The following is a 16,389-nucleotide window of genomic DNA, read 5'->3' as shown; positions in this document are numbered from 1 at the left end:
AATAGTTAAATCAGCCCATAAAACTGCTTTGATGTTAGACAACAAGAGCGTAACTTGTTATCAGTAACCAACGGCTTTTTGGGTAATTCCACGCTGATATGAAAATTATACGACTCCTGACCTTATGTATATTTATTCTTAATACCGTTCCCCTTAAGGGTCAGGGAGTTTTGCCATATATTTTAAATGGCTCTGCTACCCAAACCAGCTGCAATTGCTATGTGCTGACTCCCGACGTCCAAACTACCAGCGGTACCGCATGGAATAAGAATAAAATCAATTTAAATAATTCTTTCAACTATGTATTCGATGTTTTCCTTGGCTGTAAAGATGCCGATGGTGCCGATGGCATAGGTTTTATACTGCAAACAAAAGGCACAAACCTGGGAGCAACCGGTCAGGGATTAGGTTTTAAAGGTATATCCCCTTCCTTGGGGGTGCTGATCGACACGTACCAGAACTTTGATGAAAACGATCCGCCTTACGACCATGTTGCCATTCAGATGAATGGCCTATCCAACCATAATAGTTCCGGCAATTTAGCCGGACCGGTTACTGCTCTGGCAAACAGCGACAATATTGAAGATTGCCAATGGCATCTGTTCAGAATCAACTGGGATGCTACCCTGAAACACATGGAAGTGAGCATCGATAACCAATTGCGGCTAACGCTGGATAAAGACCTTGTAAATGATATCTTTGGTGGAGACCCTGAAGTATTCTGGGGATTTGCCGGTAGCACTGGCGGTTTATCAAACCTGCAACAGTTTTGTGCAGCATTAAGACCGGTTTTCGATTTTAACCCACAACAAATATTCTGTGAAGGTACCCCCATTCAGTTCCTCGATGGCTCCAGTTCTTTTGGTACTATCACCAAATGGTGGTGGGATTTCGGAGATGGTACTACTTCCGGCGATCCTAAACCTCCTCCTCATAACTATCCCGGGGCAGGAGATTATATAGTTAAACTGGTAATTGAAGACAATAGCGGATGCATGTCCGATACCCTGAAAGCTCCTTTTACCATTGGTACCTATCCGGAAATCGATTTTGGGCCAAATCCTTATTGCTTAGGCACCAACAATTGGATGGAGGACAAAACAAAAATTAAATACGGAGCAGCGAAAGAATGGCTCTGGGAATGGGGCGATGGTACCAACAGTACCAGCAACAAACCTACTCCTCCCTTTACCATGCCTGGTTCCAAGCCCATTCAACTAACCGTTACCTCTGATCGGGGCTGTATCAGTACCGCTAAAAAAAATATTCTTTTCAGTAGTACTCCGAATGTCACCGCAACCGGTAAGGACGTATGCCTTGGCACCGTCACTTCATTCAATAGTACCAATCAATTGCCCAACGTGCCAATCGACCAATGGGTCTGGGATTTTGGAGATGGAAAAACCGGAAAGGGGCAAATAGTTAGCCACCAATTTGCCGATACCGGTGTTTATCGCGCTACCATGTATGGCATAACCGCCGAAGGGTGCAGTTCTCCTATTGTATCGGTGCCGGTTAGAGTCAACAATGTATATGCCCAGGCTGGTAAAGATACGATCGTAGCTGTTGGACAACCATTACAATTACAGGCAGGATGGCTACAGGAAGGAGTGAGATACAGATGGGAACCCTCAATGGGGTTAAATAATCCGAATAGCGATCATCCGGTTGCCATGTTATACAAGGATCAGACCTACAAACTTACACTTACATCTACTGAAGGATGTCAGGATGTTGATTACATAACCGTCAAAGTTTATAATGGCCCTGAGTTCTATGTTCCCAACGCCTTTACTCCTAATAATGATGGGCGTAATGATATCTTCAGAGTTATTGCTGCGGGTGTTCCGAAACTTGATTTTTTCTGCATCTGGAACAGATGGGGTCAGGAAATTTTCAGGAGCAACGATTTGCCGGGCGGATGGGATGGTAAAATTAAAGGAACTCCTGCTCCTGCAGATACTTATGTGTGGATGGTTCAGGGAGTAGATTATACCGGCCGCCGTTTTAGCCGTAAAGGGGTTGTAACCCTGATCCGGTAAACAAAGCAACCCGGTAAATACCGGGTCGCTATTGCAATTGGAATAAAGGATTAAAAAACTTTTGAAAGATATTCTTTGGTTTGCTGCTTATTATGCTGCATTCTGGCCTGCCAGATCAATTCTTCAACATTCACTACCTTCACTTTCTTATCTAACCGGCGTACACACCACTGAATTGGAGTAATCCCCCTCGTATTGCCATTTTGATTTTCAGCCAGTGGGTCATTAGAATCTCCAATATCACGAAAATCCGACCAGGCATGCACCATAGTAAGGGTTTGAGTACTTGTATTTCCCTGAGCCAGACTATTGATCTTGCTGGCAATATAGGCTGGAGTACCTTCGTTTGACATATTCTGGCCGCCATGGTTCCAGATTGAATACCTGGCAGTTATAACAGGTATATCAATCCCTTTCGAATTTTTAAACCACATAGTTTCTCCGTTTCCGCCGGCATATGGAGTGTATTGCAAGGCTACAATTCCTATCAACTCATCATTTTTTGAAATATATGCCTGAAATGCTTCTTTGGATTTAGCACTGGTAACCTGATCACAAATCAATCCAAGCACCTTGGTTCTATGCTGACGCATATGAATCCCTATTTTGGAAGCAATAGCATTTAATAACTCGGTTCTGTTTTTACTCTCTCCAAAATTATCCGGATAATAATATCCTCCGCCCCCATACTCTATTAAGGAGGTTTTGGCATTTTGCAGACCTATCAGCTTATCCAACTGAAACGGGGAGATCATCGATAAATTTGCTACCGGCAATCCAAAACTGATATTCATGTCTTTCGCCAATGGATTGTTGTAGAAATCTCCTGAATTAAAATCATTCATCATCCACTGCACATTATCTCCATCTGTCAGCAAAAACGAGGTATAATGCTTAGTACTATCATAATTGATAAACTGAGGATTAGTAACTTTCACCAATCCAGCCTGGTTATTCTCATAATTGGCCGACATGATTGTTGCATTCCATGCCCAGTCGAATGGCACCATGAGATTACCCGATTTGGATACCAGATCCACAAATTGTTTTTCTTCAACCTGCTCCCATCCTAAAACGGGCGACAATGGTTGCAACCAATTCATTACATCCTTAATCAGCGATTCGTTGTTTCCACCACCAGGATTCTGGTACTGCCTATTATAGTTTACCATCATTAATTTATTGGCGATGGCATAACCTCTCTGGTTACCAGTGAGAGTTGGCATCATTACCAAAGCATTATTGCTGCACTTATCCTTAAACTCCGACCATGCATCTGCCGTTGTTTTATTTCGTGCATCATACTTCATGGTATAACCCATATTCTTCACTCTATCTTCATATTTAACATCTACAACAATAGATTTATAAACATGCGCCGCTACAGTTGCCGCTGTAATACTTTCCTGTTTGTTTACATCACAGAGAATATAACCTTCAATCACCTTTTTCACGTTGTCGTGATATTGGATCAGCTCCCAGGTCGACTGATTACCATTATGTGACATCCCTGTTTTCTTAATAATCTCTGAATAGTTGGAGTTAGGGTCCTGTGTCCAAACCATTGTTTCGCTTCTCCCCTCATTTACGGCAAGGGCAGTAACTCCAATAATAGATTCAGCCAGAATATGATTGCGAAGCGAATTATTATCATCGTTGTTGTTATTGCTTCGTGAGTCTACTACCAACCAATAGTTCTTACCGGCTTTCTGACGTGGCAACCAATATTGGCCCTGATCGGAAAACGGGTCGTAGATTTCATTGTAAATCTGTGTAGGTACCTGTTCCGGACGTTTGGAAGGATCGGGGCGTTCGTACTTCTGACATGCATTGAGCATAGCAGCAAGTACTAATCCATATATTATTGTCATTATTTTCATTTGATTTTGTTTAAGGTTGATGCAAAAGTTTTAGTAGCCTGTGTTTTGTCCTAAACCTTTCAACTTGTTAATTTCATCCTGAGGAATCGGACGCAAAAGATGATTGGCATTCAGATTGCCCGCACTTTTAGCCTGAGGATTGTAGGCTAATGTTCTTTCAATTAGCTTTCCTGTTCTCTTAAGATCAAACCATCTGTCATATTCTCCCATTAGTTCTCTTGCTCTTTCATCCAGAATAATGTTGAGATCCAGAGTTCCAAATTCCATTTGCGTACGTACGTTATCGTTAGCGGCTGCTCTTCTGCGAATTGCATTTACTCTTTGCAATGCTATTCCATTGTTTCCAGCACCTAAATGTGCTTCTGCAGATAAAAGATACAGATCTCCCATTCGATATACAACAGCCTCTCTGGTTCCAGGGCCCTGCCATTGCATCTTGGTATCCTTGAACTTCTTTACGACAGGCATTTTATCTGTACCCTTGGCCAGATCTTTATATCCTGCAGCCTGCGGATACCAGAGGTAGTTACCTTCTTCATCCTTGAATGGGATAAAGATGGCCGCATTATGCTGATCACCGGATTCATCATTCCACACAGGAAAATACAATCCTGTTTTACCTGTATTGCTGTTTTCCGGATTGTTGATGGTAAATGTTCTCTGAAAAGTAGCTTCATATCTTGCATCAATCGAAGGATTGCTATACAATTCATGTGCTTTTGGATTAACCCAAAACTGGCGCTGCATGTACGAGTAATCTTTCTGTACTTCTGAAAACATATCAGGATAGAAGCAGGTAATACAAAATCCAAAATAACCCTGCTGCGGATTTCCTCCTCCCGTAAAATTCTTATCTGCTGAATATTGTACCGCAAAAATTATTTCCCTGTTGTTTTGATTATTTTCATTAAATACATCTTCAAAAACAGGCAATAAATCATATACATGCTCCGGATCATTGATCACAGCATCAAAAGCCGCTGCTGCATTGGTAAAATCAGTTGATTGTTTAAATGATTTATATGCCCTTGTCAGATAAACCTTACCCAGCAGTGTATTCACAGCAGCATCATTCACTCTTCCTCTTGCAGTACTTTTAACTGGCAGTACTTTCTGTGCTGCTTTTAATTCAGCTACCAGAAAATCATAAATAGCTGTTTCTGAAGTACGTTCTACAGTGGTTATTGGGTCTGTAGTTTCAGTAGTTAATAAAGGAACAGGTCCAAAGGTTTCAACCAAATAATAATATGCCAATGCTCTTAGAAACTTCGTTTCAGCAACTGTGGCATTATAGGAAGCTGTATTCATTCCTTCCATATCCGGTTTAATACGAGCCAAAAGCATATTGGCTTCCTGCACCATCTTATATAGATTATTCCAGTATCCACCTACAATGCCGGCAGTGCTGTTAAAGCTCTTATCGTAGGCATTGAACATTTTGGAATCCGGATTATCCTCTGCTGCCATATAAATATCGGTTCCCCAATATTGTAACTGACCAGTATTATAGTGATTACGCAATTTTGAGTAGATATCGATTAATAATTTATCGATACCTGTTTTAGTTTTATATAGATCTTCTGTAGTATAAGACGGGTTGGCTGTATCCAGGAACTTACTGCAACCAGTACTTCCCAGTAACATTACCCCCATCAGCCCTATTGATAAAAATACCTTATTCATGTTCATGGAATTCATTGGTTATAAAGTAAGGTTTAAGCCCAGGGTATAAATTCTTGGCATAATAGAAAGATTGTTATATGGATCTTCTCCGATAGATTCAGGATCTGAACCTAGATATTTGGAGAAGGTCAGTATATTCTGCACGTTGCTGTATACTCTGAGATTTTTGATCCTCCAGCGTTGTGTAATGCTGGCAGGCAAAGTATATCCGAATGTAGCATTCTGAAGTTTAACAAATGTACCCCTGATATTACCTAACACCTGAGTATGCAGAGAAACAGCACCAACACCCGGATATTCATTGCTTTTATTTTCCGGTGTCCAGTATTTGACATTCAGTTTATTCCAATGCTCATTATCCCAGGCTGTAAACATATAGGTAAATTGATCATTGTATAATCCGCCTACTCTCGCATATACGAAGAACGATAAATCGAAATTGCGATAGTTGAAACTATTGGTAATACCACCTGTCCAGTCGGGATTTGGAGAACCCAGTACCTGCATATCCCTTTCGTCGAAAGACCCATCATTATTCACGTCAAGAATTTTAATGTGGCCCGGCGCTTTACCATATTTTGCTGCTTCCTCTTTCTCGCTCTCCTGCCAGATTCCAAGGAACTTATAATCATAAATTACTCTCATAGGCTGACCAATAAACCATCTGTTTGCAACATCATCTTTTTTATCTCCATACAGATCGATGATCCTGTTTTTGTTTCTGCTAAAAGTCAGATCTGTTTTCCATGAGAAATCTTTATTACGAATATTTATGGTGCTAAGTCCAAGTTCTACCCCTTTATTTCCGGTACTGCCAACGTTTTCAAGGAAAGAACTATATCCATTTATATTAGCTACTTTTCTCTCGAAAATCAGGTCTTTGGTTGTTCTGTTATAAATATCGAGCGTACCTTTGATCCTGTTTTGCAGAAATCCGAAATCAATACCAAAGTTTAATTCAGACGTCATTTCCCATCTCAGATCAGGGTTTCCAATTTCAGCACCGCGGCCAAAACCTATTACTCCCTGATCCCCGAAGTTATATTTAGACATTGCCAGGCGCGTCATGGTCACATCATTGCGCACATTATTATTACCGGTTTTACCGTAGCTGAGACGTAATTTCAGATCACTGATGGCATCTACTGATTTCAGGAACTCTTCTTCTTTCACCTGCCAGCCAATTGCAGCTGAAGGCATTAAGCCCCAGCGATTGCCTTTAGCCAAACGGGATGAGCCATCATAGCGGGTTGTAACTGTAAAAAGATATTTATCTTTAAAAGTATAATTCAAACGCCCCATCATCGATAACATCGACGACTCCCAATAATTGGAAGTAACATTTCTAATCTGATCGGCAGTTTGAATGGCATGCCAGAGAGAATTATAAGGTAGTCCTTCTCCGGTCATCCCACCACTTTCATGTGTATCTTTTTGAGCACTGAATAAACCGATGAAATGTATTTTATGATCAGTAGCCAAGGTTTTACGGATGGTAAGAATGTTGTCCCATACATAATTGAAATCTGATCCATTATATTTTGAAGCTTCCGGTGTATTCACTCCTGCTTTAGCCTGGGTGAAGGTTCCTTTATAGTTTCCAAGTACATAACTATCGTATTGAGTAGCTATTTGTGTTTTGAAGCTAATCCATTCAACCGGCGTGATTTCAAGAAATGCAGCAGCATTGGCATGCATTTCATTCCGTTCACGAATATCATTTTGCATATCGATGATTGGATTGATTTTGCTGGAAGTTGGCTGCACTTTAAACAACAGGCTACCATCTTCGGCAAATGGACTTACAATTGGCGGCAGGAAATAAGCATTGATGAGTGCTTCTGCCGACCCTTCATTTATTTTTACTTTAGATAGATAAGCATTTATGCCTGTCTTGATATGCTTATTGAAACGTTGTTCCAATCCTAAGTTGGCTGTCAACCTATTGAAGTTCTCTTTTCCAATAATACCTTCATCATTGAAATATCCGATACCGAAAGAGTAAGATGTTTTATCGGTACCACCGGCTGCGGATAGGTTATGACTATTGATTGTTCCGGTATGCAGTATTTCCCTGGCCCAATCGTAATACTCACCGTACCTGATTCTGTCTTTTTCTTTATCTGTCAGGAAATCGGGGCGTGATAAAGAAGAAGGACCATATTTATTGCTCCACAAGGCAACCCTGTAATCTACATAGTCGAGCCCCTTGTTCATGGAACCGATCATATCAGGTACTCTGGCAGCGGTTTTAACTCCGGTGTAACCGTTATAGTTAACCTCAAATCCATCCTTTTTACCAGCACCTTTTGTAGTAATAATCACTACTCCGTTTGCACCTCTTGAGCCATAAATAGCGGAAGAAGAAGCATCCTTCAATACGTCTATCGACTCAATATCATCAGCATTCAGGTATCTCATACCGTTTGTGGAAGGCACTCCGTTTATTACATATAATGGCTCGTTAGAGAAGTTAAAGGAGTTGGTTCCTCTGATCTGTACCGACATTCCTGCACCAGGCCTGTTGGAACTTTTCAGCACATTCACCCCACTTACTCTACCATTCAGTGCCTGGGTAACATCTGCGGTCATTGCTTTCTGCAAAGTATTCCCGGATATGCTTTGAATAGAGCCGGTAAGATCTTTTTTCTTTACGGCACCATATCCGATAACAACAACATCTTCCAGCAAGCGTGGGTCTTGTAGGAGAATTACAGCAACATTCGGGTTCCAGTTGTCAACAGCCCGGATCTGAGATTTGAATCCTACTATTGAAAAACCCAGTTGGGCAGTAGCAGGAGCATTTATGGAGAAGGTACCATCAGCAGCAGTGGTGGTTCCTTTAGTTGTTCCGACAATAGTTACGGAAACACCTGAAAGAGGTGCATGTGCGGAATCCTGCACAGTACCTGTTATTTTCCTTTCTGCCTGCTGTGCCGCAAGCCATAAAGGGCAGGCTAGCAAAAGTCCAGACAGGACGATGGCTGATCGTCTTATCAGTTTTAATATCATAGCGCGAACTTTAGAATGTTTGATTGATTATTACTGAACAGGCATCCATTTGTAAGAACCTTGAATTTTAGCAGTAAACTTGCCGGTTTTATCTTTTACATTATCCGGATCAGTAGGTACTACCGTAAAATCCCAGGCACAAACAAGATTTGATTCATTGCCTTTAACATCGGCAGTCATTAATGTTTTTAACTGATCAGGAGTTTTGGCTTCATTCCAGAGGCGGAACTTTTTAATATAGCCTGTCATGCAGCGATCGGGATGGTAAGGATCGATGAAGGCGCGCATTTTTTTGGTTGAAGAAGGCAGCATTGCTCTTGGTACTCCGCCTGCGAGGATATCATTATTCTTTTGCCAGAATAGCTCCCCATTTACATACATTTTCATGTGATAAGGCCGATCTTCACCTGCACCGGCTTTAGCATTAATATCCCAAACCAGGGCTACGTGATTCCATTTACCATAATTGGTAGGGAAAGCCTTTGCCTGCTCGAGTACGCCGGTACCTACTCCCATACTGGCTCTTAAATTCCCGGAACGCTGGTAGTGGATATTCCAGCCTTCGAATTTATTATCAGGCCAGTTGCTTTGAGGGCCTTCGCTGGTAGTACCTATAAGAGTTGCCATTTCAAAATCAAGGAAATCCTTATTGTACTTAACCCAGAGTTCTACCGTAAAAGTGTTACTATTGGAGAATTCGGCACGGTCTCCAAAATCGATAGACCCTTTTCTGTTCAGTCCATTTACCAGCAGCTCCCCATCACTTCCAGGCGCGAGAGTATAATTGTAGGAGCCAAGAAATTGGGTGATAGCCTGATCGGCTTTGTTGCAGACGTTGTCTACTTCATACTGAAGAATAAACCGACCGGCTTTGGCATAGGAAATGCCTGTTTGAATGTCGGTGAGGGCTTTTTGAAGATCGTCTACACTTTGCTGCGGGTACATAAAATCATCGGTTCCTACTTTGGCAGTGTCTAAAATCGATCTGATTTTGCTGATTTTCGATTCCATACAATCGAGTGTCAGCACCCTTACATTATTTTGCTTCTTGGCACAACCTAAAAACCCAATTAGCAAACAACCTAATAATAGGATGCGGGATCTTATCATATACATAACGGTTTAATGGATTGGATGATAGTATCAGGTGGAATTTAAATTGATTCACACGTGGTATTTCGGTTACAATAATAACGGCAGGGGGCTTAAAAAAGGGGTTAAAGAGAGGGTTAAATAATGGTAAAAAACGTTAACCACAGGCAATTTCAGGGAAATTAAGCCCCGAAATCAATTTTATCAAGGGTAAGTGGATAGCTGACACCCATACCCTGCTCGTAGGAAAGAACGTAAGCATCAAATCTCTTTTTTGCAGCATTCATGCCCTTTACTCTTTTTAATAAGGTGAGCTGACAGGCAATTGCCTCTTCATGAAAAGGATCATTGTACAATATAATAGTAGCATATTGATAGGCTAAAGCAAATTGGCCGGCTTTATAAGCCAGATTCATGGAATGCTGACATCTTTCGAGCACCAGGGAAGCAAAACGGGATTTAAATTCATCCAGCCACTCTTCATCCATTTCCGGCAATAAGGTTCCTCTGTTTAAAAGCGGAGAGGTCGAATGCAGGTCATTGATCTTGTTCTGGAGGTGTTGATTGATTTCAAGATAGTCGCAAAAGAAGTCGTCTGTCCGTTCAAAACAATATGAGTCATTAATATAAAGCAACTTAATTCCCTCTAAATCATTCAGGGCACTTCTTAAATTATTAAGAGTTACTCCCCGAAGATTTTTAGTTCTGGAAGGTTCCTTATCCGGCCACAAAACCTGTGAAATCTGTTTGGAGGATACTCCGTTTTGTTCATCCTTCTGGTTTAGCAGAATCAGTACAAATAGTTGCCGGAGCTTTGGAGAAAACAGGTGTGTGATATCTCTTTGCTTTCGGTCAAATACAGCAAATTCACCTGTCAGGTACACAGCATTAGCCCTGGCAGGTAATTGTTCGGCGGTTAAATCGAGGGTTAAAACCTCATCTGGTGTTGGTTCTTCCTGTAAATGAGGTTTGTAGGGTTGTTTACGGAACAGGTAAACTGCCAATCCCAAACTTGTCAGGAGGAAGCTGGCTAATACCCATTTCGTTGAAGTGCTAAACCCGTTAATTTCGTAATTCGCTGTTACGTAACTGGAATAAGAAACCGGTGGAGCAGATAAAGAATAGATTTTAATTGTTGAATGTGTGGCATCAGAAAACTCCTGAACGGCACAATAAAATTCCTCTGTAAATGAATTATAAAATAAATTAATATCTGTTTCAATTTTTTCAGAGATAACTGGAATTGGGCTACTCACCAATTCATAAGTTCCGTCGGCTATCCTAAATTTTAAAAGCTGCAGGGATGTTCGGGCAATGTGATGCGCGTAGCATATTACATAGAAGTATTTGCCATCAGGAGAGATTACCAGGTTATTTGCGGGTACGAAATTCTCTTTAGGGGTTGTTATTTCCCACAGTTTATGAATTGTTTTGGTAGATAGATTGATTTTATAGAGATCATACAGATGCTTACCACCTACAATCTGACTACCCGACTGGTTGCCAAATCCCCCAAAAATTAACAGCTCATTCTGTTCATTTACTTTACTGGCAGCGGAAAAGAATCGCGGCATTATAGAATCGCCACTAAAAGCCTGTTCCTCCCATTTATCATCAGTTGGGTTGTACTTAAAGAACTGATTAAACCAGGTAAAAGAGCCATAACCACCAAACAGATATAAATCCTGCAGTGATTTATCGTAGAATGAATTATGGTGATGACGTTGTGCATTAATATATCCTTTCCCAATTGTTTGCCAGGAAAGTGTGCTTAAATCCAGCGCTGCTATAGTGGGTAAGGGAATCGGAACATTATTGGCCTCGTATACGTAAATTTTGTTTTCACGCGGGTTATATTGACTTTTACCCAGAATCATTGGAACGGGTAGTTCATTCTGAAAAGTAATTTCACTGGCGAGGCCCTGACGCAGATCGTAGATAATACCTTTTTGTTTCTGATAGATTAATATTTGTTGAGTACTATCGATATATGCTAAACCTGCTATCTCGGAAAACTTGTTTTTGTATTTCTCTTTCCAAAACCAGGAATCATTAATCAGCCAATTGGGATTTTCGGCAGTACCAAATTCTTTGCCCTCGCGGGTATGTACCATGCTCCCCTGCCATTCATTCAATGGAAAATTATACTCCTGGCCCCCTCCTCTTATCCAAAGGTTTTTAATTGCCATACTTGGCACATCGGTGAAATACTGATACTTACCAAAAACCAAACGGGGTTTTAGTGTTTCATTCAATCCCATTTTATCTGCCACAAAGATCTGACTATCTACCTTCATCACCACTTTATCATTTTTAAGATCAAAGTTGAGCTGCACGGGTATCCATTGGCGTTTAGCCATTCGGGATGGAGATAAAGGAATCCTGATTTTCTGGCTTTCATTATCAATATTCAGGTACAGGTATCCGATACGATCATCAGAAAATATATAGCTCAGGCTATAGGATTTACTTTTCTGATCGCGCAAACTGAAAATGTAGCCAAAATGTTTTCTATCCCAGATAGATAAATCGAAGTTGATGGAGAAGGATTGTCTGAATTCGGGGCCGGTACCAGAAAAAACATCGTAAGAGGTTCTTTGTGCCAGCAAACTATCGTTGGAATTAAATAATAACCCTTGTGCTTTGACAGATGTCATTCCCAGCACAGATAACAGCAGCAGGCATATTTTTCGCAAAACAACGATAATCCAGAATTTTGATTGTTTTGCAAATTAAAAGAATTTTCTGGCAAAGCTGCAAAGTAGAAAAGACGCAAAGAGAGAATATTTAATTCCTTTCCCTGCGTCTTTCATCTGAATATTATATAAAAAGGCTTTTCAAAAGCTCATAAGAATACAATCTGGCCTGCTGATCATAGATGTGAGAAGTAGCCATGATCTCATCTATCTGAGTGAGGTCAATAAATTGCTGTAATTTATCCTGCACGGTATTCTGACTGCCGATAAAGGTACAGCTAAGCATCTGTTGCATATGAGCGGCTTCATACTCATTCCACATACCTTCCATACTATCTACCGGAGGCGGTAGTTTCCTCAGTTTACCACGAATTACTCCCAGGAACATCTGGTAAAAGGAAGTCGCCAGGCGGTTGGCTATTTCGTCTGAATCGGCTGCAATTACGTTTACACAAGCCATAGTGTACGGCTTATCCAGGAATTCTGAAGGTTTGAATTGCTGGCGATATATTTTTAATGCTGCATGTAATTGGGCTGGTGCAAAATGACTTGCAAAAGCGTAAGGTAACCCCATTGCGGCGGCCAGGTAAGCGCTATCTGTACTTGATCCTAAAATCCAGATGGGAATGTCTAACCCTTCTCCCGGAACTGCCCTAACAGGGCCTGTATTATCGGCAGAGAGGTAATGCTGTAATTCCTGGATGGATTCCGGGAACTCGTTGGTGGCACTCATTCTGTCGCGGCGCAGTGCGCAGGCAGTAATCTGATCTGTTCCTGGCGCCCGGCCTAAACCAAGGTCAATACGGCCAGGATATAGAGATTCAAGTGTACCAAATTGTTCGGCTATCACTAAAGGAGCATGATTGGGCAGCATGATGCCACCTGAACCAACGCGGATGGTATTGGTGCCGCCGGCGATATATCCGAGCAATACAGCGGTAGCTGAACTGGCAACGCTAATCATACTATGATGCTCGGCCATCCAGAACCTTCTATATCCTAATTTTTCTACGTGTTGTGCTAATCGTAAACTATTATGAAAAGCATCTGCGGGGGTTTGTCCTTCCAGAACTGAAGCTAAGTCCAGGACTGAAAGTGGCTTATTAATTCCTGTTTTATTCATATGCTAATCTATCATTTAATACAGCTGCAAAGGTACGACAATAGCTAGTGGAAGGTGGGCCTGATATCCTTTAGGTAAGTGCTGTACTTACTTCAGCATTTCGAGAAAAGCATTGGCAAAATGGTAGACATCGCCTGGCCAGCGAGCAGATAAATAGTGGCGGTCTAATAAAGAAAAACCTCTTTCGGGATGGGTAATACTATCTTTCAACATTGGAAGCGGCCCTTCAATAAATTGGGATGGGCTTGCCAATAAAGAAGTTACTTCGTCCTGAACTGAAATCGGATAGGTAAGATAATAATCCTTTAACCAGAGCCGGGTAAGTTGGTAGGCCATACGCTCCTGCTTTGTTAAAAGAGCAGTTGTCTTGTAATTAAAGAGTACGGATTTTTGGGTAAGCGGATTCATACTTCTGGCAACGAGCAAAACACCATGACAAATAGCAGCTACCGGGCGGGAATTGACAAAGTAATCTGCTATAATTTCCTGGAGGATCGGCGATTCGAGGTACTCCTTTATGGCTTTATCGTGGCCACCGGGCAGCAGAAGCGCATCGAACTCTTCCGGGTGTAAACTGGTATATTTATAGGGATTGCAAAAAGTATCGGAATTCGACATATAGTTGTATTCCAGGGAAGCTTTAGTTCCGGCCATTAAAAATGGCTTCCAGATCCCTAAACCAGTACCTCTCAGAATTCGCATGTCACACATACTACTGTATCCACTGGGAGTAGCAAAATAAACTTCATGCCCATTGGCTGTAAGCAAAGACCATGGAATTGCAGCTTCTGTAGGATCAAAACCGTAATCAGGAAGTGGTATTAGAACTTTTCTTTTAATATTTGGTAATGGGGACACTGACATCAATCTGAAAGTTAATAAAAACTATACTTATCTACTTAGAAAAAATATATTTAAATATAAAAGATATATATATCTTTATAGCTGAATCATGCTATCGGTAATGCGTTTATTTTCCTATATTCAACATAATTAACCCTGTTTATATTGTACATCTTTTATTTTTTCCGTAAAACTATCATGAGAAATACAAGTATTAGCATTGAAAAATATTGCTATGCCTGCTTTTCCATGAACGGAAATATAGAGTATAGAAATTTAAATAGTAAGATATAATAAATGGTATAAGAACTTCTGCTTATTACCAGTGAGAATACTGCGGCCAGGACGGTCCAACTAATAACCCGGATTTTACACCCGAACTGCCGCAGTATTTTCAATCAACCTACCTGTCTTTTTCACCTGACCAGAATCAGTTGCCTTCCTGATGACCATCATTTTCCAGGGTATCAGCTCAATGTACTTTTGTATCGTGATCGTTGAACAACACAATTCACTCACTACCCTAAAACGTATTTTTATGAATACACAGGAATTCAGAATCGAACACGATTTCTTAGGTGAAAGAACAATAGAGAGTAATGTATACTATGGAATCCAGACCTTACGGGCAATAGAGAACTTTAATATAACGGGTACACCTGTATCCAGCGAAATGATGCTGATCAGAGCATTAGGATATGTTAAGAAAGCAGCAGCATTAGCAAACAGAGACTTAGGAGTTTTACCGGCACATATAGCAGACGCTATTATTTATGCAAGTAATAAATTAATAAATGGTGGGTTTAAAGATCAATTTCCTACCGACATGATACAAGGTGGTGCAGGTACCTCCGTTAATATGAATGTAAATGAAGTAATAGCCAATTTAGGGCTCGAATATTTAGGCCATCAGAAAGGACAATACGAATATCTGCACCCCAATAACCATGTCAATTGTTCCCAAAGCACCAATGATGCATATCCTACTGCATTACGCATCGCATTATATTTTAAACTCAATGAATTTATAGAATCAGTTAATATTCTGCAAAGGTCCTTTGTATTTAAGGGCAGTGAATTTGCGCATGTTTTGAAGATGGGGCGCACACAATTGCAGGATGCCGTTCCAATGAGCCTGGGAGCCGAATTCAATGCATTTGGCACCATGCTGAGAGAAGACATGCAAAGACTTAGAGAAGTACAGGCATTGCTAACAGAAGTGAATATGGGAGGAACCGCAATTGGTACAACTATCAACGCTCCGTCTGGCTATCCGCAACTGGTAACTCAATATTTGGGTGAACTTACCGGATTACCTATTGTTCTGGCCGAAGACCTTGTAGAAGCCACTTCTGACACCGGAACATTTACATTGGTTTCAAGCATTCTCAAAAGAACCGCTATCAAGATTTCAAAAATTTGTAATGACCTCAGGCTACTATCATCTGGCCCACGGGTAGGGTTAAACGAAATTAACCTTCCGCAAATGCAACCCGGATCATCTATAATGCCAGGTAAAGTAAATCCCGTTATACCTGAGGTAGTAAATCAAACTGCTTACTATGTAATCGGGGCCGATCTTACAGTTACAATGGCTGCAGAAGCAGGACAGCTACAATTAAATGTAATGGAACCTGTTATTGCATTCAGCTTATTTAATATGTTGAATTATCTGACCAATGCCTGCAATACACTACGTGAAAAATGCGTGGATGGTATTACTGCAAATGAAGAGGCATGCAGAGAAATGGTAATGAACAGTGTTGGGATTGTGACCGCACTCAACCCCCTTCTTGGTTACGAAACCTGTGCTGCCATTGCAAAAGAAGCTCTTAAAACAGGTAAATCAATTCATAAAATAGTAGTAGAAGAAAAATCATACATAACACAGCAACAGTGGGATGAGATCTATTCTGTCGAGAACATGATAAACCCACAATTTCTAAATTAAGCGACTAATACAACAGTTATCCAGTTTCCAACAGGTAATGGCTGTTTCGGCCCGGAACAGTCATTAC

Annotated in this window: 9 protein-coding genes; 2 read left to right on the top strand and 7 right to left on the bottom strand. The window is 40.9% G+C overall.

The genetic code is table 11. The annotated features are described in order from the left end of the window. The first annotated feature begins 98 nt into the window (after positions 1–98). Positions 99–2,042: a lectin-like domain-containing protein gene (locus DVR12_RS20315; RefSeq protein WP_116977630.1), complete on the top strand. Its 1,944-nt coding sequence runs from the start codon at positions 99–101 to the stop codon at positions 2,040–2,042. A gap of 50 nt (positions 2,043–2,092) precedes the next feature. Here DVR12_RS20315 and DVR12_RS20310 read toward each other — a convergent pair whose 3' ends face one another. From DVR12_RS20310 to DVR12_RS20280, 7 genes are all read right to left on the bottom strand, one after another. Further along, positions 2,093–3,913 (bottom strand): GxGYxYP domain-containing protein, encoded by a 1,821-nt coding sequence (locus DVR12_RS20310; protein ID WP_158563316.1) that lies wholly within the window; start codon positions 3,911–3,913, stop codon positions 2,093–2,095. Between the two features lie 39 nt (positions 3,914–3,952). Then, positions 3,953–5,605 carry a RagB/SusD family nutrient uptake outer membrane protein gene (locus DVR12_RS20305; protein WP_116977628.1) on the bottom strand — a complete coding sequence of 551 codons (1,653 nt, stop codon included), beginning with the start codon at positions 5,603–5,605 and terminating at the stop codon, positions 3,953–3,955. An 18-nt stretch (positions 5,606–5,623) separates the two neighbouring features. Continuing rightward, positions 5,624–8,617 carry a SusC/RagA family TonB-linked outer membrane protein gene (locus DVR12_RS20300; RefSeq protein WP_116977627.1) on the bottom strand — a complete coding sequence of 998 codons (2,994 nt, stop codon included), beginning with the start codon at positions 8,615–8,617 and terminating at the stop codon, positions 5,624–5,626. 30 nt (positions 8,618–8,647) lie between these two features. Then, positions 8,648–9,727 (bottom strand): LamG domain-containing protein, encoded by a 1,080-nt coding sequence (locus tag DVR12_RS20295; protein ID WP_199417161.1) that lies wholly within the window; start codon positions 9,725–9,727, stop codon positions 8,648–8,650. 164 nt (positions 9,728–9,891) lie between these two features. After that, entirely contained in the window at positions 9,892–12,366 is a 2,475-nt protein-coding gene (locus DVR12_RS20290; protein WP_116977625.1) for a Kelch repeat-containing protein, read from the bottom strand. Between the two features lie 163 nt (positions 12,367–12,529). Beyond that, a complete protein-coding gene (locus tag DVR12_RS20285) occupies positions 12,530–13,528 on the bottom strand; it encodes an LLM class flavin-dependent oxidoreductase (protein ID WP_116977624.1) in 999 nt (332 codons plus the stop codon). Between the two features lie 87 nt (positions 13,529–13,615). Then, a complete protein-coding gene (locus tag DVR12_RS20280) occupies positions 13,616–14,392 on the bottom strand; it encodes a type 1 glutamine amidotransferase domain-containing protein (protein WP_116977623.1) in 777 nt (258 codons plus the stop codon). Positions 14,393–14,909: 517 nt separating this feature from the next. Between DVR12_RS20280 and aspA the strand changes: the two genes are divergently transcribed. Beyond that, entirely contained in the window at positions 14,910–16,322 is a 1,413-nt protein-coding gene (gene aspA, locus DVR12_RS20275; RefSeq protein ID WP_116977622.1) for an aspartate ammonia-lyase, read from the top strand. Positions 16,323–16,389 lie beyond the last annotated feature (67 nt).

Origin of the sequence: Chitinophaga silvatica (assembly GCF_003419895.1) — a bacterium.
Taxonomy (GTDB): domain Bacteria; phylum Bacteroidota; class Bacteroidia; order Chitinophagales; family Chitinophagaceae; genus Chitinophaga; species Chitinophaga silvatica.
This window is presented reverse-complemented; position numbering and strand designations above follow the sequence as displayed.

Excerpts from the sequence above, each read along its gene's own strand:
- DVR12_RS20315 (WP_116977630.1), top strand. The coding sequence starts at position 99 with ATGAAAATTATACGACTCCTGACCTTATGTATATTTATTCTTAATACC.
- DVR12_RS20310 (WP_158563316.1), bottom strand. The coding sequence starts at position 3,913 with ATGACAATAATATATGGATTAGTACTTGCTGCTATGCTCAATGCATGT.
- DVR12_RS20305 (WP_116977628.1), bottom strand. The coding sequence starts at position 5,605 with ATGAATAAGGTATTTTTATCAATAGGGCTGATGGGGGTAATGTTACTG.
- DVR12_RS20300 (WP_116977627.1), bottom strand. The coding sequence starts at position 8,617 with ATGATATTAAAACTGATAAGACGATCAGCCATCGTCCTGTCTGGACTT.
- DVR12_RS20295 (WP_199417161.1), bottom strand. The coding sequence starts at position 9,727 with ATGATAAGATCCCGCATCCTATTATTAGGTTGTTTGCTAATTGGGTTT.
- DVR12_RS20290 (WP_116977625.1), bottom strand. The coding sequence starts at position 12,366 with ATGACATCTGTCAAAGCACAAGGGTTATTATTTAATTCCAACGATAGT.
- DVR12_RS20285 (WP_116977624.1), bottom strand. The coding sequence starts at position 13,528 with ATGAATAAAACAGGAATTAATAAGCCACTTTCAGTCCTGGACTTAGCT.
- DVR12_RS20280 (WP_116977623.1), bottom strand. The coding sequence starts at position 14,392 with ATGTCAGTGTCCCCATTACCAAATATTAAAAGAAAAGTTCTAATACCA.
- aspA (WP_116977622.1), top strand. The coding sequence starts at position 14,910 with ATGAATACACAGGAATTCAGAATCGAACACGATTTCTTAGGTGAAAGA.